The organism is Dyadobacter flavalbus (assembly GCF_006149045.1).
In the GTDB taxonomy this organism is placed as follows: domain Bacteria; phylum Bacteroidota; class Bacteroidia; order Cytophagales; family Spirosomataceae; genus Dyadobacter; species Dyadobacter flavalbus.
In genome coordinates, this window is the sequence record NZ_VBSN01000071.1 from 177,517 (window position 1) to 201,506 (window position 23,990).

General features: G+C 43.5%; 19 protein-coding genes and 6 tRNA genes. 7 read left to right on the plus strand and 18 right to left on the minus strand.

Going from position 1 to position 23,990, the window contains the following annotated elements:
• Positions 1–280 precede the first annotated feature (280 nt).
• On the plus strand, positions 281–1,417 hold the full coding sequence (locus FEM33_RS23760; RefSeq protein WP_161597218.1) for an alpha/beta hydrolase: 1,137 nt from the start codon (positions 281–283) through the stop codon (positions 1,415–1,417).
• Positions 1,418–1,438: 21 nt separating this feature from the next.
• Here FEM33_RS23760 and FEM33_RS23765 read toward each other — a convergent pair whose 3' ends face one another.
• The 12 genes from FEM33_RS23765 to FEM33_RS23820 form a co-directional block, all read right to left on the minus strand.
• Positions 1,439–2,551 carry an acyltransferase family protein gene (locus tag FEM33_RS23765; protein ID WP_139014468.1) on the minus strand — a complete coding sequence of 371 codons (1,113 nt, stop codon included), beginning with the start codon at positions 2,549–2,551 and terminating at the stop codon, positions 1,439–1,441.
• Between the two features lie 356 nt (positions 2,552–2,907).
• Positions 2,908–2,994 (minus strand) — tRNA-Ser (locus tag FEM33_RS23770).
• A 78-nt stretch (positions 2,995–3,072) separates the two neighbouring features.
• Positions 3,073–4,146, minus strand: a complete 1,074-nt coding sequence (locus FEM33_RS23775) for an asparaginase (RefSeq protein ID WP_139014469.1) — start codon at positions 4,144–4,146, stop codon at positions 3,073–3,075.
• 30 nt (positions 4,147–4,176) lie between these two features.
• Positions 4,177–4,938 carry a TatD family hydrolase gene (locus FEM33_RS23780; protein ID WP_139014470.1) on the minus strand — a complete coding sequence of 254 codons (762 nt, stop codon included), beginning with the start codon at positions 4,936–4,938 and terminating at the stop codon, positions 4,177–4,179.
• A 116-nt stretch (positions 4,939–5,054) separates the two neighbouring features.
• On the minus strand, positions 5,055–6,059 hold the full coding sequence (locus FEM33_RS23785) for a glycosyltransferase (protein WP_139014471.1): 1,005 nt from the start codon (positions 6,057–6,059) through the stop codon (positions 5,055–5,057).
• Between the two features lie 47 nt (positions 6,060–6,106).
• On the minus strand, positions 6,107–6,730 hold the full coding sequence (locus FEM33_RS23790; RefSeq protein ID WP_139014472.1) for a polysaccharide deacetylase family protein: 624 nt from the start codon (positions 6,728–6,730) through the stop codon (positions 6,107–6,109).
• 123 nt (positions 6,731–6,853) lie between these two features.
• A complete protein-coding gene (locus FEM33_RS23795; RefSeq protein ID WP_139014473.1) occupies positions 6,854–8,362 on the minus strand; it encodes a glutamate synthase subunit beta in 1,509 nt (502 codons plus the stop codon).
• A gap of 60 nt (positions 8,363–8,422) precedes the next feature.
• Positions 8,423–13,006: a glutamate synthase large subunit gene (gene gltB / locus FEM33_RS23800; protein WP_139014474.1), complete on the minus strand. Its 4,584-nt coding sequence runs from the start codon at positions 13,004–13,006 to the stop codon at positions 8,423–8,425.
• A 379-nt stretch (positions 13,007–13,385) separates the two neighbouring features.
• A complete protein-coding gene (locus FEM33_RS23805; RefSeq protein WP_139014475.1) occupies positions 13,386–13,808 on the minus strand; it encodes an STAS domain-containing protein in 423 nt (140 codons plus the stop codon).
• Positions 13,809–13,898: 90 nt separating this feature from the next.
• Positions 13,899–14,846, minus strand: coding sequence for a phosphoribosylaminoimidazolesuccinocarboxamide synthase (locus FEM33_RS23810; RefSeq protein WP_139014476.1), 948 nt, complete (start codon positions 14,844–14,846; stop codon positions 13,899–13,901).
• A gap of 15 nt (positions 14,847–14,861) precedes the next feature.
• Positions 14,862–15,581, minus strand: coding sequence for a tetratricopeptide repeat protein (locus tag FEM33_RS23815; protein ID WP_139014477.1), 720 nt, complete (start codon positions 15,579–15,581; stop codon positions 14,862–14,864).
• Positions 15,582–15,619: 38 nt separating this feature from the next.
• Positions 15,620–16,582 carry a vWA domain-containing protein gene (locus tag FEM33_RS23820; protein WP_139014478.1) on the minus strand — a complete coding sequence of 321 codons (963 nt, stop codon included), beginning with the start codon at positions 16,580–16,582 and terminating at the stop codon, positions 15,620–15,622.
• 129 nt (positions 16,583–16,711) lie between these two features.
• On the opposite strand from FEM33_RS23820, the gene FEM33_RS23825 reads away from it, so the two are divergent.
• The 5 genes from FEM33_RS23825 (at position 16,712) to FEM33_RS23845 (ending at position 17,387) form a co-directional block, all read left to right on the plus strand.
• A tRNA-Ser gene (locus tag FEM33_RS23825) sits at positions 16,712–16,798 on the plus strand.
• Positions 16,799–16,871: 73 nt separating this feature from the next.
• Positions 16,872–16,945: transfer RNA gene (locus FEM33_RS23830), tRNA-Pro, on the plus strand.
• Between the two features lie 74 nt (positions 16,946–17,019).
• Positions 17,020–17,093: transfer RNA gene (locus FEM33_RS23835), tRNA-Arg, on the plus strand.
• Positions 17,094–17,151: 58 nt separating this feature from the next.
• A tRNA-Arg gene (locus tag FEM33_RS23840) sits at positions 17,152–17,240 on the plus strand.
• 58 nt (positions 17,241–17,298) lie between these two features.
• Positions 17,299–17,387 (plus strand) — tRNA-Arg (locus FEM33_RS23845).
• A 1-nt stretch (position 17,388) separates the two neighbouring features.
• Here FEM33_RS23845 and FEM33_RS26485 read toward each other — a convergent pair.
• On the minus strand, positions 17,389–17,559 hold the full coding sequence (locus FEM33_RS26485; protein WP_161597220.1) for a hypothetical protein: 171 nt from the start codon (positions 17,557–17,559) through the stop codon (positions 17,389–17,391).
• A gap of 911 nt (positions 17,560–18,470) precedes the next feature.
• Here FEM33_RS26485 and FEM33_RS23850 point away from each other — a divergent pair.
• A complete protein-coding gene (locus tag FEM33_RS23850) occupies positions 18,471–18,818 on the plus strand; it encodes a response regulator (protein WP_139014479.1) in 348 nt (115 codons plus the stop codon).
• Between the two features lie 99 nt (positions 18,819–18,917).
• Here the strand turns inward: FEM33_RS23850 and FEM33_RS23855 are convergent, their stop codons facing one another.
• The 5 genes from FEM33_RS23855 to FEM33_RS23875 form a co-directional block, all read right to left on the minus strand.
• Positions 18,918–20,228 (minus strand): sensor histidine kinase, encoded by a 1,311-nt coding sequence (locus FEM33_RS23855; RefSeq protein ID WP_139014480.1) that lies wholly within the window; start codon positions 20,226–20,228, stop codon positions 18,918–18,920.
• A gap of 2 nt (positions 20,229–20,230) precedes the next feature.
• Positions 20,231–20,551, minus strand: a complete 321-nt coding sequence (locus tag FEM33_RS23860) for a circadian clock KaiB family protein (protein WP_139014481.1) — start codon at positions 20,549–20,551, stop codon at positions 20,231–20,233.
• Positions 20,548–20,847, minus strand: a complete 300-nt coding sequence (locus FEM33_RS23865; RefSeq protein ID WP_139014482.1) for a circadian clock KaiB family protein — start codon at positions 20,845–20,847, stop codon at positions 20,548–20,550. Before FEM33_RS23865 ends, FEM33_RS23860 begins: the two co-directional genes overlap by 4 nt.
• 33 nt (positions 20,848–20,880) lie before the next feature.
• Entirely contained in the window at positions 20,881–22,590 is a 1,710-nt protein-coding gene (gene kaiC, locus FEM33_RS23870; RefSeq protein WP_139014483.1) for a circadian clock protein KaiC, read from the minus strand.
• A 136-nt stretch (positions 22,591–22,726) separates the two neighbouring features.
• Positions 22,727–23,134, minus strand: a complete 408-nt coding sequence (locus FEM33_RS23875) for a response regulator (protein WP_139014484.1) — start codon at positions 23,132–23,134, stop codon at positions 22,727–22,729.
• Positions 23,135–23,990 lie beyond the last annotated feature (856 nt).

Genomic DNA, 23,990 nt, shown 5'->3' on the forward strand with positions numbered 1-23,990 from the left:
TAACATTTGACGGAGGAGTTCCGGAGATCAGTCTACATTTGAAAAGTAATAGTAACAAGTTGAAGCTGTTAAGTAAAACAGTAATTCAGAATTAATCAAAATTTGGCTGTACAACACTTATTATGTTTACCAAGACGTTTGGAATATACGTTGACGAAAGGTTAATTTTTGTCACAGAAGCAGCCTAGAGTAAATTCAACCTTTGAAAAGAAAAATGTATAAACCTGGTTCAGCAACATACGAGTTCATTTTGTCCTGCCTGTTTATGACTGTAAAAGCAATGCGGCTTCGAATAGGCTGTATCTATTCGATGATATGGATCAGTTTTTATGTGCTGACCGGCTGCTCTTCCCGCCGGGATCTGAATCCGATTGATAATCCGGATATTTCAGTTGATACCTTCAAACTTCTGGATTGTAATTCCATATTAAGTGATCCGGCTATTTCTGACACTGCCTTAATCCGGATAAAAGATAAATTATTTTCTGAGTCAAAAAGGTTTAAACAAGAAAGTATTATACCGATTGATCGTATTCAGGACGTGAAAGGCATTTACCGTACAGCCAACAATTACATCGGCCAGTCAATAAACCTGAATTATACATTTACCGCTATACATAACGACACCTTAAAAAGAAGACCCTTTATTATGTTTATGCATGAAGGAGCTTTTCTTTACGGTTCAATGGATAATGAACTGGGAAAGGCACATGCTTTTGCTCAAAGAGGATTTGCAGCTGCATCAATCAATTACAGACTTGGCTTTAACGGAGGACAGGAGAGTAATATCTGCGGAAGCAATAAACAGGAAATTATCATGGCCATTTATCGATCCGTGCAGGATGGCTATGCCGCGCTCGGCTATTTTCTGCAAAGATCAAAAGAGTTTGGCATTGATGAATCTCAGATTTTTCTGGCAGGAAGTAGTGCCGGTGCGATTGCCATTGCGGCAATGGTGTACATGAACGAATCCGATTTTGAAGCGCTTGAACCGGGAATTGTAAAGTTGCTGGGTAAATTGGATCCCTGTGACATCTCTTCCAGAGTTAACATACGGGCATTGTTGACCAATACAGGTTTTGGCTTGTTAAACAGTACATACATAACCAAGGCAAATGCCCGACCAACACTGTTTTTTCAAAGATCGGGAGACAATATACTGCCTTATGAAAAAGGCAACATATTCTTTTGCCCTTTGTATCCTGCCATATGTGGTGCAAAGACAACCTCGGAAAAATTAAAAGATTTGAAAATCCCTTTTGAATTAAATTTTGAGCCTGAACAGGGACATAATCTGAATTATTCGGAGACTTATGTAATTGATCGTTACATTCAGTTTATAGGCCGGATCTGGAGTAGAAATAAAAGGCAGGTTATCAATGAAAGATACAAAGTTGTATCGGATCAAAGCCTGTAGATAAAACAAAAGTTTAGCTGATTATTTTATATTCATCGCTTTCAATAAGTATAAATGTGATTTTTGTTCCAGATACTTGTAGGAAAGGTGAGACACGAAAAGTGTAGCTGATACGCTCAATAGCAATGCCGTAATGCCGCTGCTGTAAGCCGGGTAAGCAAGTTTACCAAAACAGTATTTTATGGTTTCATATACCGGAAGATGCCAGAGGTAAATGGAAAAAGAAATTTCGCCCAGATAGACCAGCCAATAAGGGTAAGCTTTTGCTTTGTTCCGGCTGTAAAAGAGCAGTGCTGTAAATAACACTGCCATTGAAAAACCCCATTCATCAGGACCATGCCCGGCAAAGAAACCGGATAAGTATTGCCAAATTGCCAGCATGACAATGATAAACAACAAGTGTACTGAAGAAAACAGATTGCTTAAATGAGCTGAAAATAACTCGGAATTGTAAAGTAATCCTATCAGAATTCCATATACAAAATTCCAGATAACCGGATTGGTGATCAGGTTCAGATAGGGATATTTATAAAGCTGATTTTGAGTAGGGTCCAGCGTCAGGGTGCCATATAATACAGGGATTACAATCAAAGTTGTAATGATCATAAAGGAAAAGAAATACCAGCGGTACTTCCCAAAAGAAAGCGAAAGCGCAGTTAATATATAAAAATAAATTTCATAATTCAGACTCCATCCAACCGATAAAGACGGGTATCCCCAATATGGCGGATCGGTGTTTTCCAGTGGAATAAACAACAGGCTGTCAATTGCTTTTAAAACGGGTATCTGATCCAGTGAGAACCGGTAAGTGATGATCAGATAATAAATGGTTGCAAAAATATACAACGGCCATATCCTGATTATCCTTTTGATGAAAAACTCCAGAGTGGAAGGGAAAGTACCTGGCAGTTTTCTGGTAATAAGGACCATTATAAACCCGCTGATAATAAAAAAAAGATCAACACCGGCCGGGCCTGAATTAAACAGAAAATCTATTTCTTTTTTAAATGGATCATTTGGTATAAGGATTGGTTTCAGATGATAAACCATAATTATGAATGCTGCTATCCCTCTTAAAGCTTGAATTACCTCTATTTTCACGGGCTTTTTTTCTGTTGAATTTATAATGCCCATGAATTGCCTGAAGTATTTGACGTAAGTAAAAGTTTAAAGCTTGGGGAAATTTGAGTATAGATCATCCGGTATGCATTAATTTGGGCCTAAGTACAAATTCGCTGAAAATTTGTAATCATTGTTTTTTAGAATAATATCATAATTTTAAAATTCCCTAAGTTTTGCCATGAAGGAATTGTAAGTAATCAATGATTCTGACCGCAAGGTTGGAAGGATTATTGAAAAGTCGCCTTTTCTGGTCCGCAGAATTGCACTTTAATAAATTGAGTGTGTGCGTTGATCTTTCACCATTTCGTTCCAAAAGGTTTGTCCCGAAAATTAAAAATGCCCCTCCTGATAGCAGGAAGGGCATAAGGCAGAGAGGAAGAGATTCGAACTCTCGATGCAGTTACCCACATACTACCTTTCCAGGGTAGCTCCTTCAACCACTCGGACACCTCTCTGTGTGGTTACAAGGGTGCAAATATAGCTTTTTTAGATTTACATGCAAATTCTGAATGCTTACAATTCAAGATATTTAATTAAATGCTCATTTCACCACGAAGCGGAGTGGCCAGCAGCCGGGCGCACTTTACAGGATCGTTTTCCCGGCCGAAAACATACATCATTTTGGTAATTGCTGCTTCTGCTGTTATATCTGAGCCACTTACGACTCCGACTTGCTTTAAAAACCTGCTTGTCTGATATTGTCCTTGTGCCACGCGCCCGCCGTCGCACTGAGAAACATTGAACAAGACAATTCCTCTTGAAATAGCTTCCGAAACTGCATCCAGAAACCATTGATCCGTCGTGGCATTACCCGCTCCGTATGTTTCCAGAACCACGCCTTTCAGGCCTTCTATATGCAGGATGGCATGTACAACATGGGCATTGATCCCGGGAAACATCTTCAGAAAAGCAACATTTGTATCCAGACGTTTTTGAACCTGCAATGTTTTTTCCACCTCAAAAGGCTTTATATACGGCCAGTTGTATTCGATCCGGACACCGGCAATGGCGAGATAAGGGTAATTTTCGGAGTGAAAGGCGTTGAAGTTTGAACTTTCCTGTTTTTTGGAACGGTTGCCGCGGAGCAGCATGGAATTAAAATAAATGCATACTTCCGAAATAACCGGCAAGCCTTCGCTGGTTCTGGCCGAAGCAAGTTCAAGCGCCGTTAGCACGTTTTCTCGCGCGTCCGACCTTGCAACTCCGATAGGAAGCTGCGCACCGGTCAGAATGACGGGCTTGTTCAGGTCTTCCAGCAAATAACTCAGCGCCGAGGCGGTGTAAGCCATTGTATCGGTTCCGTGCAGAATCACAAAGCTGTCATAATGCGCGTATTCGTCGGCAATAATGGTCGCGAGTTCAATCCAGATTTCCGGGTTCATGTTGGACGAATCAATCGGTTCGTTCAATGACAGAAATGTCATGTCAAAGTTCAGGCGGTTTATTTCAGGAACTCTTTCAATAATCTGGTCAAAGTGGAACGGTACCAGCTGTTTCTCCCTTACTTCATAAACCATTCCAAGCGTGCCGCCCGTATAGATAACCAGCACGGAACCCACGGTAAGTTCCGGCGAAGCTGTTGCAATATGAATTTTATTATAAGTCATTCCGGCAGTACATTCAGTAGGAACAGGTCATTATTTTTTAAGTAAATTCATTGCAGTATTGTCCGTTGCCATGATCAGCTCGGATTTTGAAATCTGTTTCAAATCTGCAACGCGCTGTGCAACAAGGTCTATATACGCAACTTCATTCCTTTTACCGCGTAACGGCGTTGGTGCAAGATACGGACTGTCGGTTTCAAGCACCATATTTTCCGTATCCACAAAAGGAATAACTTTGTCCAGTCCGCTGTTTTTGAAGGTGGCCACGCCGCCGATCCCGATTTTAAAACCAAGTTCAATGGCTTTGTTCGCTTCTTCCAGCGTTCCGGTAAAACAATGAAAAATTCCTTTTAACGCAGTGTTTCCAAAATCTTCGATCAGTTTCACTGTTTCCCAAAAGGCATTTCTGCTGTGAATGTCAATCCAGAGATTGTGCTTGACAGCCAGTTCGCATTGATATAAAAAAGCTTTTTCCTGCTGTTCCCGAAATGTCTTGTCCCAGAAAAGATCCATCCCGATTTCACCGATTGCTATAAAGCTGGCTTTGTTTAACCAATCCTCAACAATCAGAAGTTCTTTTTCAAAATCGTCTTTGACGTAAGTAGGGTGAAGGCCGATCATTGGCAGGCATTTGCCCGTAAATCTTTCTGCAAGTGCCATCATGCCGTCAATGGTTGTATGGTCACAGTTTGGCATCCAGATCTGCTGTATCCCTGCGGCCCATGCCCGTTCGAGCATTTCTTCTCTGTCATCTGCGTAATCGTCGCTGTAAATATGCGCGTGCGTTTCAATCATTTTTTATTTGTATAGGCCAATTATCACAATGAAGTTCCCGGTCTTACGGGTCGGAAAATTCATGTAATCTGATGTTACTAAGTCAATTATATCTTTTAAAGTTAACGGAAGTACTGTTATTCGTATTCCCTTCCTTTCCATACTGTTTTGCCGGGCAAAAGATAAATAACCAGCATCAGCACGCTGATACTGACCATATAAAACCAGAACAAAACAGCAATTGCAACCAGATCCTTTTGCTTTAAAATGCTGATGGTTGTAAGGGCTGCACCGGTAATCAGCATATAATGTACCAAAAGCAGTTTTTGCGACAGTTCCGGATTCCAGAACATCAGTATCAGAAATGCCGGAACGAGGCATGCCGAAACAACAACCGTCAGTCTGGTTGCCCAGAATGACTCCATAACGCCATGTATCCACCTTTTCCGCTGCCGAAGAAGTTCGCTCCATGTATTGACCGGCTCCGAAATATTAAGGATTTTTCGGTTAAATGCCACGTCAAAATCATAGCCTTTTCTAACGATTGCCATAAACAGCGTATAGTCTTCCACGACCGAAAACCCGATTGCAGCATAGCCGCCGATTGCAAAATAGGCTTCCCGGGTAACGGCCATGTTATTTCCCATTCCGGTAATCGGAATTTTTTTGATGGCGGCCAGCCGGATCGTACTCAGTACATAAAGCCATTCCATCGAAATAAAATCGGCCAGCAAATGACTTTTTTTCATGCGCGTCACGCCAACTACAACGCCCGTCTTTTTTCTGAAATGGGCGAGCATGGCTCTAACCCACGTGGACGGCACGGCAATGTCGGCATCACAGAAGAAAAAAAAGTGACCTTTTGCCGTGTGCGCAAGCTGTTCAAGTACGTTGGCTTTTCCTTTCAGGCCGGGCAGTGTTTCTGTAATTTTTTGGTATATAAAGTTTGGTTTGTCTGCAATATAACGCTTGATAATTTCCGCAGTTTGATCGTCTGAATCATCATCTCCGATAATAAATTCGATATTTGTTTTACTGAATTCCAGCTCGTGGAGTGATTTCAGGCACCTTTCTATATTTTTTTCTTCATTACGGGCAGCAACTAAAACACTTATTTGAATAATATGATCTGTATTCGGCATTTAACATTTGGTTCTGTTGAGATGGATCCTTCTTTGTGCTACTGCCGTTAATGCATCGGCAATGCTTCAAAGCTGTATCCCAGCGCGCTGAAATGTTCCAGAAAAGCAGGAAGTGCATACTGCATGTTGGTCGAAGCTTTGATGCTGTCGTGGAACAAAACAATTGAGCCAGGCCGTGTATACTGAATGGTTTTTTTTAAACAAATTTCAGGTGAAAGTTCAGCTGAAAAATCTCCGCTCAATACATCCCACATAATGATTTTACGTGTTTTCAGCACTTTTCGCGACTGACTTTTGCGGATCCGGCCGTATGGCGGCCTGAACAGAACCGTACCGACGGCAAGCTGCTGTTCACATTGCTCTATATTCTGCAGATAAAGTTCATCTTCGGTTTTCCAGCCATTCAGGTGATTATAGGTATGATTCCCGACTGCATGTCCGCTTTTCAGTACTTTCTGAAATATTTCCGGGTACTTGCGCACATTGTCTCCGATACAGAAAAAAGTAGATTTGGCATCATATGTATCGAGTGTTTCCAGTACAAATTCCGTAACGCCGGGAATCGGGCCGTCATCAAAAGTGAGGAAAATCTTTTTTTCCTTTACCGGCACATGCCAGACAAAGCCGGGAAAGAATGCTTTCAGCCAGAAAGGAGAATAATGTAAAAACATTCAGGTGGATAAATTAAATGCGGAGCCAAGTTCGGCACACACAGAAATAAAACGAAAGAAGCTGCCCATTCAGAGCAGCTTCTTTTTTACAAATAATATAGAGGCTGGCTTAATGTTTATTCCTTAAGCATGGGCAAATGAAGGATTGAATATGGACACTGACTTGGCTTCCAGGAAAGATTGTCCCATCAGATACTCATCTATTGCCCGCGCTGCCTCGCGGCCTTCGCTAATGGCCCAGACAACCAGTGATTGTCCGCGGCGGCAATCGCCCGCAGCAAAAACTTTTTCGTTGCTGCTTGATTGATAGCCGTTTGTCTTGATATTTCCACGCTCATCAAATTCCAGTTCAAGATCCGTAAGCAGTCCTTCCTGTTGCGGATGCAGGAAACCTGCTGCAAGGAACGCAAGGTCACAAGGAATATTCCTTTCGCTTCCCGGAACTTCTTTCATTTGCATCCGGCCTGTTGCAGGATCCTTCTGCCAGTCCAGATCGACAATTTTCAGTTCTTTAAGATTGCCGTTTTCGTCACCTACAAATTCTTTTGTATTGATAGACCAATGTCTGTCGCAGCCTTCTTCATGCGAAGTGGATGTGCGCAGCATCATCGGCCAGTTCGGCCACGGCGTACTTGCATCGCGCTCTTTCGGCGGAATCGGCATCAGTTCAATTTGAGTAACGGAAGCGGCACCATGACGGCCCGATGTTCCGACACAGTCTGAGCCCGTATCGCCGCCGCCAATCACCACTACATGCTTGTCTTTGGCAATAATCTGTCCGTTTGCATAAGGTGCGCCGCGGTGGTCATATTCAGGATTGATTCCTGCCACGCGCTTGTTTTGCTGGCTCAGGAATTCCATCGCAAAATGAACGCCTTTCAAATTCCGTCCTTCAATTTTCACGTCCCGCGGAACTGTAGAACCCATCGTAAGCAGCACAGCATCAAATTCGTCCAGCAGCTCATCCGCTTTCACATCCACGCCTACATTCACATTGGTCCGGAACTGAACGCCTTCTTCCTGCATTACTGCCAGCCTTCTGTCAATTACTTTCTTGTCGAGTTTGAAGTCAGGAATTCCGTAACGGACAAGCCCGCCGATTTTGTCGGCTCTTTCCATCAGAACAACCGTATGTCCGGCCTGATTAAGCTGATAAGCTGCGGCAAGTCCGGCAGGGCCCGAACCAACGACTGCAATCTTTTTGCCGGTACGTATTTTCGGCATTTTCGGCTTGACAAGATTCAGTTCAAATGCCTTTTCAATAATAGCCTTTTCAATGTATTCAATGGCAACCGGCGGCTTGTTTATACCCAGTACACACGACGACTCGCATGGAGCAGGGCATATGCGTCCGGTAAATTCCGGGAAATTGTTCGTAGATGATAAAATATCATAAGCAAGTGCCCAGTTTTCATCATAAACGGCATCGTTGAATTCCGGGATTATATTTCCTAACGGACAACCGTTATGGCAAAAAGGAATTCCGCAGTCCATACAACGGGCTGCCTGCTGTTTGGAACTAGAGTCGTCGGGTGCGTTTTCAATTTCACTGTAATCGTGAAGACGTTCTTCAACGCTTCTTTTCTTCGGCAACTCCCTTTCAAACTCTAAAAATCCGGTCGGTTTTCCCATTCTTTATATGCTTGTTAAATCGTTATTCTTTGTTAATAATATCAAAAATCCAGGCTGTGATTACTGATGCACCACATCCACGACGATGTCTTTGTAAACAACATTCTTGTCTGCAATCTGCTGGGCAAGCGTAACGCCGCGTCCTTCCAAGGCCTTTTTGAAATCGGAAGGAAGCACTTTTACAAACTGCTTAACCGATTGTTCCCAGTTCTGGATCAGCTGGAATGCAATGTTGCTCGTTGTATACTGGAAATGCTTGTCAAGGTATTCGCGCAGGATTCCTTTATCCTCTTCATTCAAAGGTTCAAGCGTAATCATTTCCATGTTCACTTTTTCACGGAAAGTATTGGCTTTGTCCAGCACGTAAGCCACGCCGCCCGACATCCCCGCTGCAAAATTGCGTCCGGTTTCTCCAAGAATGATGGCAAGTCCTCCGGTCATATATTCCAGACCATGATCGCCGACACCTTCCACAACTACTTTTGCGCCAGAATTACGAACGCAAAAACGTTCGCCGGCTGTTCCGCGGATGTAAGCGTCGCCAGAAGTAGCACCGTAAAAGGCCACGTTTCCGATGATGATATTTTCTTCCGGTTTGAATTTCGAATCCCGGTCCGGATACACGATCAGTTCTGCTCCGCAAAGTCCTTTTCCGAAATAATCATTGGCATCGCCTTCCAGTTCCATACGAAGGCCGGCCGTATTGAATGCGCCAAAGCTCTGTCCGGCTGTACCTCTGAATTTGAAATGGATTTTTCCTTTCGGAAGTCCTTCTCCGCCGTAAATTTTGGAAATCTCATTGGAAAGCATCGTACCGACCGAACGGTTCAGATTGTTCAGCGGGAATTCGCTGTAAATCTCTTCCTTGCTTTCCAGTGCAGGTTTGGCTGCCCTGATCAGGTCCAGATCTATAATGCTGTCAATGCCGTGATTCTGTTCTTCCTGCTTGAACTGAGCCACCGAAAGGTCCCCTTCTTTGTAAAGGATCGCATCGAAGTTGAGGTTCTTGTATTTCCAGTGTTTGATATCATTGCGCAATTCAAGGTATTGTGCCTGTCCAACCATCTCGTTTACCGTACGGAATCCGAGCTGCGCCATAATCTCGCGCAGTTCTTCTGCCATAAAGGTGAACATATTGACAACATGCTCAGGCTTTCCGGAAAATAATGCACGCAGTTCTTTCAGCTGCGTTGCAACACCCACCGGACAGGTATTCAAATGGCATTTGCGCATCATGATACAACCGGCTGCAACAAGCGCCGCAGTGGCAACGCCCCATTCCTCGGCACCCAGAAGCGCAGCAATGGCAAGGTCGCGTCCGGTCCGCAGCTGTCCGTCGGCCTGTACGGTAACACGTCCGCGCAGTTTGTTTTTTACAAGCGTCTGATGCGTTTCAGCCAGTCCGAGTTCCCAGGGCAATCCGGCATGGCGGATAGAGCTTAAAGGCGATGCGCCTGTTCCGCCATCATAACCGGAAATCAGGATATGATCCGCGTGTGCTTTGGCCACACCCGAAGCAACCGTACCCACACCGGCTTCTGAAACCAGTTTGACACTGATACGTGCCTGACGATTGGCATTTTTAAGGTCAAAAATCAATTGGGCCAAATCCTCAATCGAATAAATATCGTGGTGGGGCGGGGGAGAAATCAGCCCTACACCCGGCGTGGAGTGACGCGTACGTCCGATCCAGTCGTCCACTTTAAATCCGGGCAGCTGACCGCCTTCACCCGGCTTGGCGCCTTGTGCCGTTTTGATCTGCAGTTCGCTTGCATTGCTCAGATAATGACTTGTTACGCCAAATCGTCCGGAAGCAACCTGCTTGATCTGCGAATTCATGCTGTCGCCGTTTTCAAGCGGTTTGTAACGCAGTTCGTCTTCACCGCCTTCTCCCGAGTTGGATTTGCCGCCGATCCGGTTCATGGCAATGGCGAGCGTAGTATGTGCTTCCCACGAAATAGACCCAAAGGACATCGCACCCGTAGCAAAGCGTTTGAAAATGCTTTCAACCGGTTCCACTTCTTCAATAGGAACCGGAGCGCCTTTTTTGAAACGCAGCAAGCCGCGCAATGTAAGCGCCTTGTGGCTTTGATCGTCAATCAGTTTGGAATATTTCTTGAAAAGCTCGTAGCTGTTTGTTTTGGTCGATTGTTGTAAAAGGTGAACCGACTGCGGGTTGAAAATATGTGCTTCCCCGCGTTGTTTCCACTGATAGAAACCGCCTACTTCAAGCTTTGGCTTTTCATCCGTTGTCAAATGATAGGCAACTTTGTGACGCACAAGGATTTCTCTGGCAATTTCAGAAATTCCCATACCGCTGATGCGCGAGATTGTACCCGTAAAGTAACGGTCAACAACCTCTTTGTTCAATCCGACGCATTCAAATATCTGGGCGCCCTGATAAGACTGCAATGTAGAAATTCCCATTTTGGAGAAGATCTTGAGCAGTTCTTTATTAACGGCTTTCACATAATTGTAATGCAGTTTTTCATCCGTAAACTCGCCTTCGATCATGTTTTTGCGCTTCATATACGCAATTGTTTCAAAAGCCATGTACGGGCAAACCGCCGCAGCTCCGTAACCGATCAAAGTTGCAAAATGATGCGTTTCCCAAACGTCACCGGCTTCTACAAGTAAGCCTACTTTTCCCCTCAATCCTTCACGGATCAGGTGATGATGAATAGTGGCAGTTGCAAGCAGCGACGGAATCGGCGCGTGGTCTGAATCAATGGCACGGTCGGAAAGGATCAGGATTTCAAATCCGTCTTCAATCGCGTCGGTTGCATATCTGCAGATTCTTTCCAGTGCTCTTTCCAGCGCTTTTCCGCCCTGATCGGCTCGGAAATAAGTGTTGATTGTTTTGGCCTGAAAACCATCCTTGTCAACAAAACGCAGTTTATCAAATTCCTGAACGGTCAGTACAGGATGAGGCAATGCAATCTGGCGACAGTGTTTTGGCGTCTCTGTCAATATATTTTCCGTACTGCCCACAAACGAGATCAGCGACATAATTGCCCGTTCGCGAATGGAGTCAATCGGCGGATTGGTAACCTGCGCAAAAAGCTGTTTGAAGTAAGCCGACAAATGCTGACTTTGTTCAGACAATACGGCCAGCGGCACATCGATTCCCATTGAACCAATTGCTTCTGTTCCGGTTTGCGCCATAGGCCCCAGAATCATTCTCAGATCTTCGGAAGTATAACCAAACGCAACCTGACGTTTCAGCAGCGCCGCTTCGTCATAAGCCCGGTAAGTACGGATCGGATGGTCAAGCTGATCCACGTGCAATTTGTTTTCATCCAGCCACTGCTGATAAGGCTGTGCTGAACAAACCGATGCTTTAACTTCTTCATCCGGAATAATGCGGCCTTGCTCCAGATCCACGATAAACATGCGTCCGGGCTGCAAACGGCCTTTTGTAACCACTCTGGACTGATCAACTTCCAGAACACCTGCTTCCGAAGCCATGATAATCGTATCGTCATCCAGCACCCAGTAACGCGAAGGGCGCAGTCCGTTGCGGTCCAGCGTGGCGCCCACCATTTTTCCATCCGTAAAAGAAATGGAAGCCGGCCCGTCCCACGGTTCCATAATGGAAGCATGATATTCATAAAAAGCCTTGCGTTGCGGTTCCATCTGATCGTTGCCGTCCCAGGCTTCCGGGATCAGCATCATCATGACATGCGGCAGCGAACGGCCAGAAAGATGCAGCAGTTCAATGGCGTTGTCCAGATTGGCGGAATCCGACTGGTTCCTGTCGCAGATCGGAAGGATCATATCCATTTCCTCTTTGCTGAAAAACTCGGAAGAAAACGCCTTTTCCCCTGCACGGATCCAGTTTACGTTTCCTTTTACCGTGTTGATCTCGCCGTTATGCGCAATGTATCGGAACGGCTGTGCAAGTTCCCACGAAGGAAACGTATTGGTTGAAAAACGCGAGTGTACAACAGCAAGCGCGGAAACAACCGATTCGTTTTCAAGATCGGGGAAATAATATTTCAACTGGGCAGTGGTAAGCTGTCCTTTATAGGAGATCGTACGGCAGGAAAGCGAAGAATAGTAAAAGTTTTTCGCACCGCCTTTCACGGTATCTCGGATGAGTCTGGCGGAAACCTGACGAAGTATATACAGTTTTCTTTCAAATCCGAGATCATCCGAAATGTCATCGGGACGCTTGATAAAAACCTGTTCCACATGCGGTTCGACAGATAATGAACCTTCGCCAAGCGTATTGTTTAAAGTAGGGACTTTTCTGTACCCAAGCAGCGGTAAACCAAGTTTTTTAATTTTCCGGTTCAGTATGTCCCGGCATTCTTCCCTGATTGTCTCATCGGAAGGAAAGAATATCATTCCCACACCGTATTCTCCGGCCGGAGGCAGCTGAAAACCTAGCTTTGAACATTCTTCAACAAAATATTCGTGGGGAATCTGTATTAAAATTCCGGCACCATCACCGGTATTGGGGTCAAATCCGGTCGCACCGCGGTGTTCCATTCTTTCCAGCATGTGAATGGCATCTGCCACGATCTGGTGTGACTTACGGCCTTTAATGTTAGCCCGGAAGCCTATTCCACATGCATCATGCTCGAATTCCGGGCGGTACATTCCCTGATTTTCTACCATTGGTTCTGACATTTGCGACATTTATCGAAGATTGTAGCGTAATTGATAAATTCGTTTATAGAATCTATATAAATAAGAGATTAAGAAAAATTGCGAAACCCGTTTTATGTTATGAATAGGGTAAAGCCACGCAATATAATCATAAAAAATATTTGGTGAAATATTGAAAACGCAAAATTTTCTTAAATTCCATTTTGCTTGTTTTTTATCACATTTTATATGGAAATAGTAATAAAGCTAAAAGTAGGTCGGATGAATGATTGAACAGTTAGTTGTACAATCCCGGTCAACTATATCATTAACAAAGAGAGTAGTTGCAGAATTCCTGAGTGTTAAAACAAAAATGCCTCACGCATTCAGGCATGAGGCATTCAAAAAAAATGTATTTGCAATTATATTTTCACGGCTCTTTGGATTCGCTGACGCTTTGATAATCCTCATCGTCATAATCGTCATCCCCCGCGCCGAATTCATTTTCCAGATTATTCATAAAAACGGCATCGATCGCCTCCTCTTTGGTTGTCATGATGTTGAGGTCAGGAATTTTGAGACCTTCCAGCAGATCAATGAAGTCATCGTCACGGGTAACAATCACAAGCAGTCCCAGGTCATTGGTGCAGAGGCGGTTGACTTTTTTCAATACCGCCGTTCCCGCTGCATCTACTGATTTTACAGTCTGCATGTTGATAATCAGGCTGTGATATCCTTCCCGGAATATGGAGCGCGCCGTTTCTTCAAAAGCCGCCGGAATTTCCTTGGCAAATGCAGCTTCTTCCAAATCTATGTAAACGTATTGTTCTTTTTTTTCCAGTTTATAGTTCATTGCCGTTTTCGTTTTGTCAAAACAATTGTTTTAAAAAAATAGGAACAGTTTATTGGATTATGAGTTATTGATGAAAATCTGTCTCATTTATTATTCCTGATTGCTGCGTATCGTTTTCAAAATAGCATTCTCGATACGCTTCACCGGATTGTCCAGGTTATTTTTCTGAAACCTGTTTCCTGTAACTTTCTCGAAAAGCTCGATATACCGGTCCGAAATAAGCTGAATGCGCTCGTCGGTCATTTCGGGGACAGTCTGTCCTTCTTTTCCCTGAAAACCGTTCTCAATCAACCATTCTCTTACAAATTCCTTGCTAAGCTGTTTTTGTGGAAGGCCTTTCTGCTGATTTTCCCCATAAATGTCCTTGTAAAAGTAGCGCGAGGAATCCGGTGTATGGATTTCATCGATCAGGTAAACCACATTGTCGAGCTGCCCGAATTCATATTTGGTATCCACCAGTATCAATCCCTGGTCCGCAGCCATTTCCGTTCCTCTTGCAAACAAAGCAAGCGTGTATTTTTCCAGCTGTTCGTATTCATCTTCACTTACAAGTCCCTGTTCCAGAATTTGTTCGCGTGAAATATCTTCATCGTGCCCTTCGTGCGCTTTGGTTGTAGGCGTTATAATGGGTTGCGGCAATCGGTCGTTTTCTTTCAAACCATCCGGAAGTGAAACGCCGCATACCGAACGTTTTCCCGCGGCGTATTCGCGCCATGCATGGCCGGCCAGATAGCCTCTCACCACCATTTCCACAGGATAAGCCTGGCATTTCAGTCCAATGCTCACATTGGGATCCGGAACTTCCAGCAGCCAGTTCGGAACGATATCTGACGTCGCATTCAGAAAGTGAGCCGCGATCTGGTTCAGAACCTGACCTTTATACGGAATGGCTCTTGGAAGAATAACATCAAATGCAGAAATGCGGTCAGTGGCAACCATTACAAGGCGCTTTTCAAATGAGTAAACATCACGCACTTTTCCCTTGTAAAATCCTGTCTGACCTGGAAATTGAAAATTGGTTTCTGGTATGCTATTCATTGGTTTAAAGTAAAATTACCATTCTATTTCTTGCTGTTGTCTGTTCTTCTTGTTGTACTGCTTTCTTCGGAGCTGGTAAATATATTGCGATTCGTTCGATTTCATTGCATCCAATATGGCTCTGGCCTGATCTTCCGACATATTCATTGCTTTCAGGCTTTTCAGCAGTTCTTCTTTTTTTACATCTTCGGCAACTTCCCGGTTTTCGGGTTTTGATTCCGGAGGCGTCTGTGAATTGTGCCGGGCCGTACTTTGCTGTTGCGGTTTTTGCTGGTTTGCAGTGACATCCGAGGGCCGTTGAAAACCTGAAAAATGCTTTTTTAGGATAATGTAGTTGGACCTCGCCAGACTATTTCCCGGTTCCAGCAGCAATGCCGTTTTCAGGCTGGTCAAAGCACTTGCCGTATCTTTCTGAATCACTTTTATAAGTGCAATCTGACTGTTTGCAATGGATGCAATGGTGTTATTGCCAATTTCGTGCAGCAAACTATAATGTTTCAGGGCAAGCTTGTAATTTCCGAGTTTAAAGTAAGAATGCGCCAGGTTCAATCTGGCAGCCGGTTCCGAAAACAGCGAGCCGTAAGTAATCTGATAATACAGTTTCGCCGATTCTGAAAACCGGGCATTGTTATATGCCTGCTCCGCATCCAGCTTCCGCTCATTGGCTTTCGTAATGGAATCAAATGTTCGGTTATCCCAAAGCCAGAGCAGGACATAAAGAATAAAAACGGTCATACGGATTCACTTTGAAGCGCAAAAATAGGAATTGATCTTTACAGTCGGAAAGTTCCGATGGTAATTAAGACGTCAAGCATGAGCAAAATCAGGGCGGCACCCAGGAAATAGTAATATTTGTTACTCACAACGGTGATTGTCCTGGAATCAACAAGTGTTCCTTCTGCTTTGTCTATATCGTTGATCAGCAGCGGAATATCATTTTTAACATTATTAAGGTCATAATAATTGCCCTTGGCCGCCGCAGCCATGTTTCTGAGGAAAGTTTCATCCATTTTGCTGATTACCAACCGGTCGTTTTCATCCATCAACGGTTTTCCGTTCTGCTGAATACTTATCCCGATTTTGGTTCCCACGGCAACGGTGTAAACGCCGATCCCGAACCTTCGAAGATTATTATAGAGCATGCCGCTGCAGCTTGCATTGTTTTCGCCATCGGTAAACAGCACCATCATTTTGGAACGGCCGGCAGGATCGGCAGCGTTCATCAGCTTGCTGTATGCCAATTCGGCAGCACCGCAGATGTTGGTGCCGCTTTTTGGAAGCAGGTCTGTTTGCAGGGATTGAATAAAAAGTTCAAGCGCACCGCTGTCGTATGTCAGCGGGGTATGGATAAAAGCTTCATTTGAAAAGATAATAATTCCGATGCGGTTCGATTTTTCATTCTGGACAAACCGGTTCAGCTCAAATTTGACCTTTTCCAGCCTCGAAGGCGTTACGTCGGCGGCATCCATGGATTTGGAAAGATCTACAACCAGAAAGATGTCTTTTCCCTTGGCCTGAATGTCGCGGTCCGTTTCCCCGAACGACGGTCCGAGCAGACTGATGATAAGTAAAGTGAAAGTTATGCTTCTTAAAAAAAGTTTTATGATCAGTGTTCTTGCAGTGGTTTGTAACTGCCGGGCAATGCGAACCGTGCGGATAATGTAGGCGGTGTAGACAAGTATGAAAAAAAATATAAATAAAATTTCAGTGGTATCAAACGGGTAATTCCAGTTCATAATGAACGTATTGTGTATTTTAAACTTTTTCAAAAATAGGGCAAATTAAGGTTCTGATAAAGTTTTTTTAGAAAATGTTTGTTTTTCTGAACGGCAACCTTCTATATTTGCAACCCAGAACGGAAAGAAGGAGGGATGGGTGAGTGGCTGAAACCAGTAGTTTGCTAAACTGCCGTACTCGCAAGGGTACCGCGGGTTCGAATCCCGCTTCCTCTACACCGATTCGAAAAAGGGAAAGTAACCGGTAAGAAGTGACGAATACAGAAGATCGGTTAAGATAAAATAATTTCGGGGAGTGGCGCAGCCCGGTAGCGCATCTGGTTTGGGACCAGAGGGTCGCAGGTTCGAATCCTGTCTCCCCGACAAAAAGATTAGGCAGTAGGCCGTATGCAGATTGACTGCGAACTGCTGACTGCCTAAATTTTTTTAAAGAGTACGGTCTGGTAGCTCAGCTGGATAGAGCAACTGCCTTCTAAGCAGTAGGTCATGCGTTCGAATCGCATCCGGATCACTTGAGAACCAAGCACTTAGCATTAATTTGCTAGGTGCTTTTTTATTTTTGACGGTAAGGTCCGGTAGCTCAACTGGATAGAGCAACTGCGTTCTAAGCAGTAGGTCATGCCGGTCCGCCGGCGCGGTTCGAATCGCATCCGGATCACTTGAAAAGCAAGCACTTAGCATTAATTTGCTAGGTGCTTTTTTATTTTTGACGGTATGGTCCGGTAGCTCAGCTGAATAGAGCAACTGCTTTCTAAGCAGTAGGTCATGCCGGTCCGCCGGCGCGGTTCGAATCGCATCCGGATTACTTAAAACCAAGCACTTGGCATTTCGTTGCTCAGTGCTTTTTCATTTTCGACAGTAAAATTGTAGAACGACAAGCTGCTTTCAAGCAGCAAGTCAAGCCGGTTCGCATCTGGGATCACTACAAAATCAAGCACTTGGCAATTATTTGGTGAGTGCTTTTTTTTCGTTTTCACAATGCGTTTGACAATGCCATTGCCAACGGCAAGCTGCTTCTTTTGTTACTATAAAAAACTTTCAATTTCTTCTAACCTGTAAGCAATAGGCTATTTCTGAAGTGCTTTCATTTCAATTTTCTTCACATTACTGCACTTGAATCTTTACAGATTTATTTACACTAAAAAATTTGTAGAAAAAGTTTGTAAAAATTTGCAAACTAATAAGATATATTTTGTAGCTTTATTGTCAGGGATTTAGATGTGGATTGTGAAGCTTATTTAGTATCATTTCCATCTGAGCTGTTAAATTGTAGGGTTAATTGTTACAGTGATAAAGGGGGCCTTGTTTCAGGGCTCCTTTTTTATGTTTTGCCGCTTCCAGGCGAGTCTCTCTTTCTTCCACAACTGCTTCTTTGATCAGTAACATTAAAAGGATAAATCAGCTGTATTTGACTTTGTAAGTTAAAGCAGAACTTTTTCTTGATCCTGATGCTTATATAATAAAGTTAATACGCTGTATATGAGGTAGGTAATATTTAAATATCATCGGTTACATATGATGATGGAATTGAATTTCATATCAAAGAATTCGCTGCTTAAACGGTTTGAAAAAACTTATATAGGGCTTCAATTAAGGGATTAAAAAAGTATCCTGCACCGTTACAGTACGTGTTGAAGCACAGAGAACTGTAATAAGCAGAAAAGAATGGCAGGATTTTTTATAGAAATTATGAAATTTTTTACTGCGCAATGCAACAAATTACAATTTCTGTACATTCCGGCAGCAGCATAAAGCGCTTTTACATCCGGAAAATCGTACTTCGCACCATATTTAAGCCAACTTGTCACACAGTTAACATACTTGGATGAACTTTACTGTACTTTGCGTCTGAATTACTACATATAACCTACTTGATTTAACAATTAAAATGAACGTACTCTACATTGATCATGAAATTAACAATCTGAATTCCTTTAAGGCGACTTTCAGAAGGGATGTAAACGTCTATGTGGCAAGCACTACGGATGAAGGATTCCAGATTCTGAGCAACAATAAAATTGATATTATCTTTACAGATCATCAGATGCCTGAAATGACTGGTCTGGAATTCCTCAAACTGGTATCCGACCGGTTTCCTGAAAGCAAGCGTGTTTTGCTGACCGGCAACGCCTATACCGACGAATTCAAGGTAGCTGCCGTTAAAGGATATTTCCATAGTTATCTTAACAAACCCTGGGATGAATATCAGTTACGCCAGTTGATTAAACCGAATTAATCCATTTTACAAAGTCTTATAAACTAAAAGCGGCAGAATTCTTTAAAAAGGATTCTGCCGCTTTTAGTTTATGCAGCACTGAAATTAGGCATCATTTACTCAAAAGCGAACATTTTCCTGCGGTTGCTGCTGGGAAACAGGCAAAGTAATAATAAAGCTTGCGCCTTCACCTTCGCGGCTCTTTGCGGAAATGGTACCGTTATGTTTGTCTATAATTTTTTTCGTAATGGAAAGTCCGATGCCTGAGCCTTCGTATTTATCCTTTGTATTCAGTCGTTCAAACAGGAAAAAAATTCTTTCATTGTAAGCATCGTCAAAGCCGATGCCATTATCTGAAATGGTAACAGAACAGAATTTACCGTTATTCTCAGAAGAAGGCAACTGCTCCGGGTTATGCACAACTTCGCCTGAGATCCGGATAACGGGCGGCTGGCCGGCTTTGGAGAACTTAATGGAATTGCTGATCAGATTCTGGAAAACCTGCTTGATCTGGCCTCTGTTTACCTCAATTTCCGGAAGTTCGTTTATGATTACCGTGGCATTTTTTTCATTGATCAGAATTTCATAATCTTCAATTACTTCATTGACGACTTCCTTAAGATTTGTCAATGAAAAATAACTGACATTGGTGGAAAGCCGTGAGTAACTTAAAATGTCGTTAATCATGGTTCTCATGCGCTGTGAAGATGAAATGATCTTGTCAAGGTAGTTCAGGCTGTCTCCGGAAAGTTCATCCATATGCCGGTTCCGAAGCATGGTTGAAAAAATCAGGATTTTGCGCAGGGGTTCCTGAAGATCGTGCGAAGCAACGGATGCAAATTGCTGAAGATCGTGGTTGCTGGTTTCCAGCTCACTGTTGATCTCTTCCAGCCTCTGGTTGTTCTGTTTAAGAAGCTGCTGGATTTCCTTCTGAAAACTCAGATCGGTTACAATAATGCTGAGTGAAGGCCCTTCATCCAGTTGCAGCGTTGTGACAGAAAGCTGACACGGAACCTGGTCGCCTCCGCGGTCTAGGCAAAGTTCCGATTTGTTGTCTTCAAGCCAGCCTTTTTCAAACAAATCCTTGTATATATCCTTAAAATCCGAATGAATAAATGATTCAAAATACATGCCGACAACTTTCGATAACGGCATATGGATCATTGACGCAAACATGGAATTGCAGTACAGGATAATGCCGTCCCGGTTAAGTGTAACGGCACCTTCGTTCATTTTCTCAATAAACACACGGTAAGACTGATCCGCCGTTTTCAGCGTAAAAAGCTGGTGTTCACCGTCCGGATCCTTTACAACCAACGCATCCACCTGTCCCGAACGGATTGCGTTGATGGTGTCCGTTGCTTCTTCCAGTTGCCAGAGAAGTTCTTCGTTTTCCTTTAACAGCTGCTCGTAGGTCTTTGAAGTGTTCATGATTATATCGCAATTCCAAGGCCGCTAAGCACCTTTATTGTATCTGACATATCTCCGATCAGACGTTTTTCCGGAAGAGGAAAGCGTTTGATCAACAAGGGCAAAGCAATGATCTGCTCTTGTTCTGCAATGGATTTTTGTTGGTAAACGTCAATAATTTCCAGGGAATACTTTTCCGGGATGTACTTGTCACAGATTTCTTTTATATTAACAATGGCACGCAGTGAATTAATGGACGCGCCCGTTACATACAGGCGCAGGACATAAAAGTCGTTGTCTTCCGGATGATCGCCATGCTGTGGAAATTCTGGGTGCTTGCTCATTCCTGTTTCTTTGCAGGGCGAATATTCAATCCAACCAGCACTTTTTCCTTGTTGGAAAGGTCGCCGATAATTTTACGGATTGGCTCAGGTACTTTTTTGACAAGCGTCGGGATTGCCAGAATCTGATCGCCTTCGGCAAGCTGAGGGTGCACAAGCAAATCTATTACTTCAATTACATACTTGTCTTTCAGGTATTCTTCACAGTATTTTTTCAGATTTCCCAGTGCGGCAACCGACTTGGCTGTTTTGCCCGCAATGTATAATCTCAGTTCCCATATTTCTCCGGTGTCTTCCATTCAGCTTGTTATTGGCTCACTTAAAATTTTATATTATTGCTGTCCTCCGCGTTTCTGGAGAATTTCCTGCCGGTTCTGTTCCATTACTTCACGCGTCAGTTCTTCTTCAATATAGGTTTTGTTCAGCTCATCCCGCACGGATTCAAATTCTTCCCTGAGGCTGGCTATTTTGGACTCAAGTACCATTTTCTTTCTTTCAATTTCCTTGTCTTTTCTTGAAACTGCGTGGCTGCGGATTACGTTTTCAGTTTTTTCGGCAAGCTGCTGTTCTTCTCTTGCGGAGCCCGTCAGAATGCCGCCCCGGCCCATATATACGTCCACAAGATCCAGTCCGGTATTCGAAATCACGAATTCGCGGACCTGATTCGAGTGCTTCATGCCGCGCGATTTCATTACATAAAGCCCGCGGTTGCGTTCACCGTTAAATTCAATGTCCCTGACAAGCAGCCATGCGTCCACAAGTGAAGAAATGCTTTCATCAGTCTGTTCGGAAATATTGTCGTTCAGGGCAAGCGCAGTAAACATAACCGTTATATCCGCACCTTGTAAAAAATCAATAAGCCGTATCAGAACGCTTTTTACTTCACTTACAGATCCGACGGATATCAGATTGGTGATCGGGTCCAGAATAACAACACTTGGTCTGAAAGCCAGAACTTGTTTGGTTATCGACAGCAAATGCATTTCCAGTCCGTTGATCGTTGGACGTGAAGCAAACAGCCTCAGCAAGCCTTTATCCACGTGATTTTGCATGTCGATGCCAATAGACATCATGTTGCGGATAATCTGACTTGGCGATTCTTCGAAGGCAAAATAAATGCAGCGTTCGCCATTGAGGCAGGTCTGGTTTGCAAAACTGCCCGCAAGGCTGGTTTTCCCGGTTCCGGCCGTCCCGGAAACAAGCACGCTGCTTCTCCGGAAAAAGCCTTTGCCTCCAAGCATACTGTCGAGTCCGGAAACGCCCGTAGGAATGCGCTCGGACGATACATCATGTGATAAACTGAGCGAAGTAACCGGCACGACTGAAATTCCGTCCTCATCTATGAGAAACGGATATTCATTTGTTCCGTGAACAGAGCCGCGGTATTTGACAATCCGCAGAAGTCTTGTGGAAATTTTATTCTCAACACGGTGATCCAGCAAAATAACGCAGTCAGAAACATATTCTTCCAGACCTTGCCTGGTCAGCGTGCCTTCTCCTTTTTCTCCGGTGATAATCGTTGTTACTTTTTTTTCCTTGAGCCATTCGAACAATCTTCTGAGTTCAGCCCGTAAAATAGCCTGATTGGTAAGGCCGGAAAACAAACTTTCGATTGTATCCAGCACAACGCGCTTGGCGCCGATGCTGTCAATGGCATGGCCAAGCCGGATGAAAAGGCCGTCCAGATCGTATTCGCCCGTTTCTTCGATCTCGCTGCGCTCCAGATGAACATGGTCAAGCCGGATCAACTTGTCCTGTTGCAGCTTTTGAAGATCAAATCCGAGCGATGCAACATTGACTGTAAGTTCTTCTGTTTTTTCCTCAAATGCCATGAAAACGCCCGGTTCATTATATTGCAGGGCGCCATGAACAAGAAATTCCATCGAAAAAACCGTTTTCCCGCATCCTGCAGATCCGCATACAAGCGTAGGCCTTCCTTGCGGCAAGCCGCCGCCAGTAATTTCATCCAGTCCTTTTATCCCGGTACATGCTTTGGGTAAAGACGGTAACAAAGGCTTTGATTCAGAGGGTTCAATAATCATTAAATTGCTGTTTCGGAGATGATAAGTTGAAGTGCTTGTTCGAAATTTCAGATAAATACCATTCCGTGAAGATTGTGTACCCGGGTGGTTTATTGTAACTGAAATTGCCTTTTTTTGTGTACTGTATTTTTTGTGATCAATTAGAAGTTTCCAGAAACTGGGCAGCCAGTTCCGAGCCCATGCTGTTGAACTCCTCGAATGTGCTTGGCTTGGCAATGAAAAGGTTTACGCCTGCTTCATAGGCCTTTTCAATTAAAGAAACGTTGGATGACGTCGAGATCATTACAACCGGAACGGTGGAAAGGCTCGGGTCTGATCGGATCGCTGTAATGGTTTCCAGCCCGTTCATTTTGGGCATGTTCATGTCCATTAATATCAGCGATGCCGGCGACTGAGGTTTTTGCTGGATGAGGCTTAAAAGTTCAATCCCGTTTTCTGCTTCAAAAATCTCGATCTGCATACCTGCGGATTCCAGTGCTTCTCTTATAAAAAACCGGTCATCTTCATCATCGTCTGCAAGATATACAATATTGGTTTTTTTCATTTGATGATGCGGAATGATTACTTGGTTTTAACTTGTCCTGATTTTCTGCCAAGGCACAGCTGTTTGCCGGCACATATTATCAGTCAGCAATAAAGGTAATAGAAAATACAAAAGGCGTTATGACAATTACCCTGAAAAAATATACGCAGCGGATTGCCAATGTCGCCGGAGCAGAAAGGGGCGCTGGCAAAATGCGTACTAATGCGATAAAAAATGTAGAGCAGATTGAATGATGCTTTTCGACTGCGGAAAGCATATGCAACAATTTCGACCGTTCGGGAGAACGGCCGGAGTTGTTTGGTCTTTATTATCAACGCCGGATCATGCAGGTAAACAGGATTGTTCTACACAATCCGACCGTTAAATAATAGATTGGAAAATTAATTGAAAACGGTTTTTATATAGGACAGTCTCAGGTCTTCTACCTCGTGCTGTAATAACCAATTGCGGAAATCGGACACATTTTGGGGTTGATAATGCACAATATGGCCGTTTGTTAACATAATAGTAAATACTTCGAAAGCCTGGATAAATTTTTTTAATTGGTCTACGCAGAATTCGAATCCTGGGAAGTAATAGTTAGTTGCCATTTTTTAGTCTATTATTTTTGGGCTAATTGCTAGTATGTATTCGTCTATAACAAAAATACATTAGGAATATGCAAGAAGCATGCCGAAAAATAAATTGTATAAATTTAATTATATTATTTTGATTTCAAGAAGAATAGTTTCACGCTTTTAAATGAGTAATAAGCGTCTTTATTGTAGAAACAATTCTAATGATTCTGTAAAAGTACAATCTGGTAGCAAATATTAAAACAGCAGTTACATATTTTTAAAAATATTTTTCAGCAACG

What these genes read in the sequence shown, in the direction of transcription:
- FEM33_RS23760 (WP_161597218.1), top strand. Translation starts at nt 281, where the DNA reads ATGCGGCTTCGAATAGGCTGTATCTATTCGATGATATGGATCAGTTTT.
- FEM33_RS23765 (WP_139014468.1), bottom strand. Translation starts at nt 2,551, where the DNA reads ATGGGCATTATAAATTCAACAGAAAAAAAGCCCGTGAAAATAGAGGTA.
- FEM33_RS23775 (WP_139014469.1), bottom strand. Translation starts at nt 4,146, where the DNA reads ATGACTTATAATAAAATTCATATTGCAACAGCTTCGCCGGAACTTACC.
- FEM33_RS23780 (WP_139014470.1), bottom strand. Translation starts at nt 4,938, where the DNA reads ATGATTGAAACGCACGCGCATATTTACAGCGACGATTACGCAGATGAC.
- FEM33_RS23785 (WP_139014471.1), bottom strand. Translation starts at nt 6,059, where the DNA reads ATGCCGAATACAGATCATATTATTCAAATAAGTGTTTTAGTTGCTGCC.
- FEM33_RS23790 (WP_139014472.1), bottom strand. Translation starts at nt 6,730, where the DNA reads ATGTTTTTACATTATTCTCCTTTCTGGCTGAAAGCATTCTTTCCCGGC.
- FEM33_RS23795 (WP_139014473.1), bottom strand. Translation starts at nt 8,362, where the DNA reads ATGGGAAAACCGACCGGATTTTTAGAGTTTGAAAGGGAGTTGCCGAAG.
- gltB (WP_139014474.1), bottom strand. Translation starts at nt 13,006, where the DNA reads ATGTCGCAAATGTCAGAACCAATGGTAGAAAATCAGGGAATGTACCGC.
- FEM33_RS23805 (WP_139014475.1), bottom strand. Translation starts at nt 13,808, where the DNA reads ATGAACTATAAACTGGAAAAAAAAGAACAATACGTTTACATAGATTTG.
- FEM33_RS23810 (WP_139014476.1), bottom strand. Translation starts at nt 14,846, where the DNA reads ATGAATAGCATACCAGAAACCAATTTTCAATTTCCAGGTCAGACAGGA.
- FEM33_RS23815 (WP_139014477.1), bottom strand. Translation starts at nt 15,581, where the DNA reads ATGACCGTTTTTATTCTTTATGTCCTGCTCTGGCTTTGGGATAACCGA.
- FEM33_RS23820 (WP_139014478.1), bottom strand. Translation starts at nt 16,582, where the DNA reads ATGAACTGGAATTACCCGTTTGATACCACTGAAATTTTATTTATATTT.
- FEM33_RS23850 (WP_139014479.1), top strand. Translation starts at nt 18,471, where the DNA reads ATGAACGTACTCTACATTGATCATGAAATTAACAATCTGAATTCCTTT.
- FEM33_RS23855 (WP_139014480.1), bottom strand. Translation starts at nt 20,228, where the DNA reads ATGAACACTTCAAAGACCTACGAGCAGCTGTTAAAGGAAAACGAAGAA.
- FEM33_RS23860 (WP_139014481.1), bottom strand. Translation starts at nt 20,551, where the DNA reads ATGAGCAAGCACCCAGAATTTCCACAGCATGGCGATCATCCGGAAGAC.
- FEM33_RS23865 (WP_139014482.1), bottom strand. Translation starts at nt 20,847, where the DNA reads ATGGAAGACACCGGAGAAATATGGGAACTGAGATTATACATTGCGGGC.
- kaiC (WP_139014483.1), bottom strand. Translation starts at nt 22,590, where the DNA reads ATGATTATTGAACCCTCTGAATCAAAGCCTTTGTTACCGTCTTTACCC.
- FEM33_RS23875 (WP_139014484.1), bottom strand. Translation starts at nt 23,134, where the DNA reads ATGAAAAAAACCAATATTGTATATCTTGCAGACGATGATGAAGATGAC.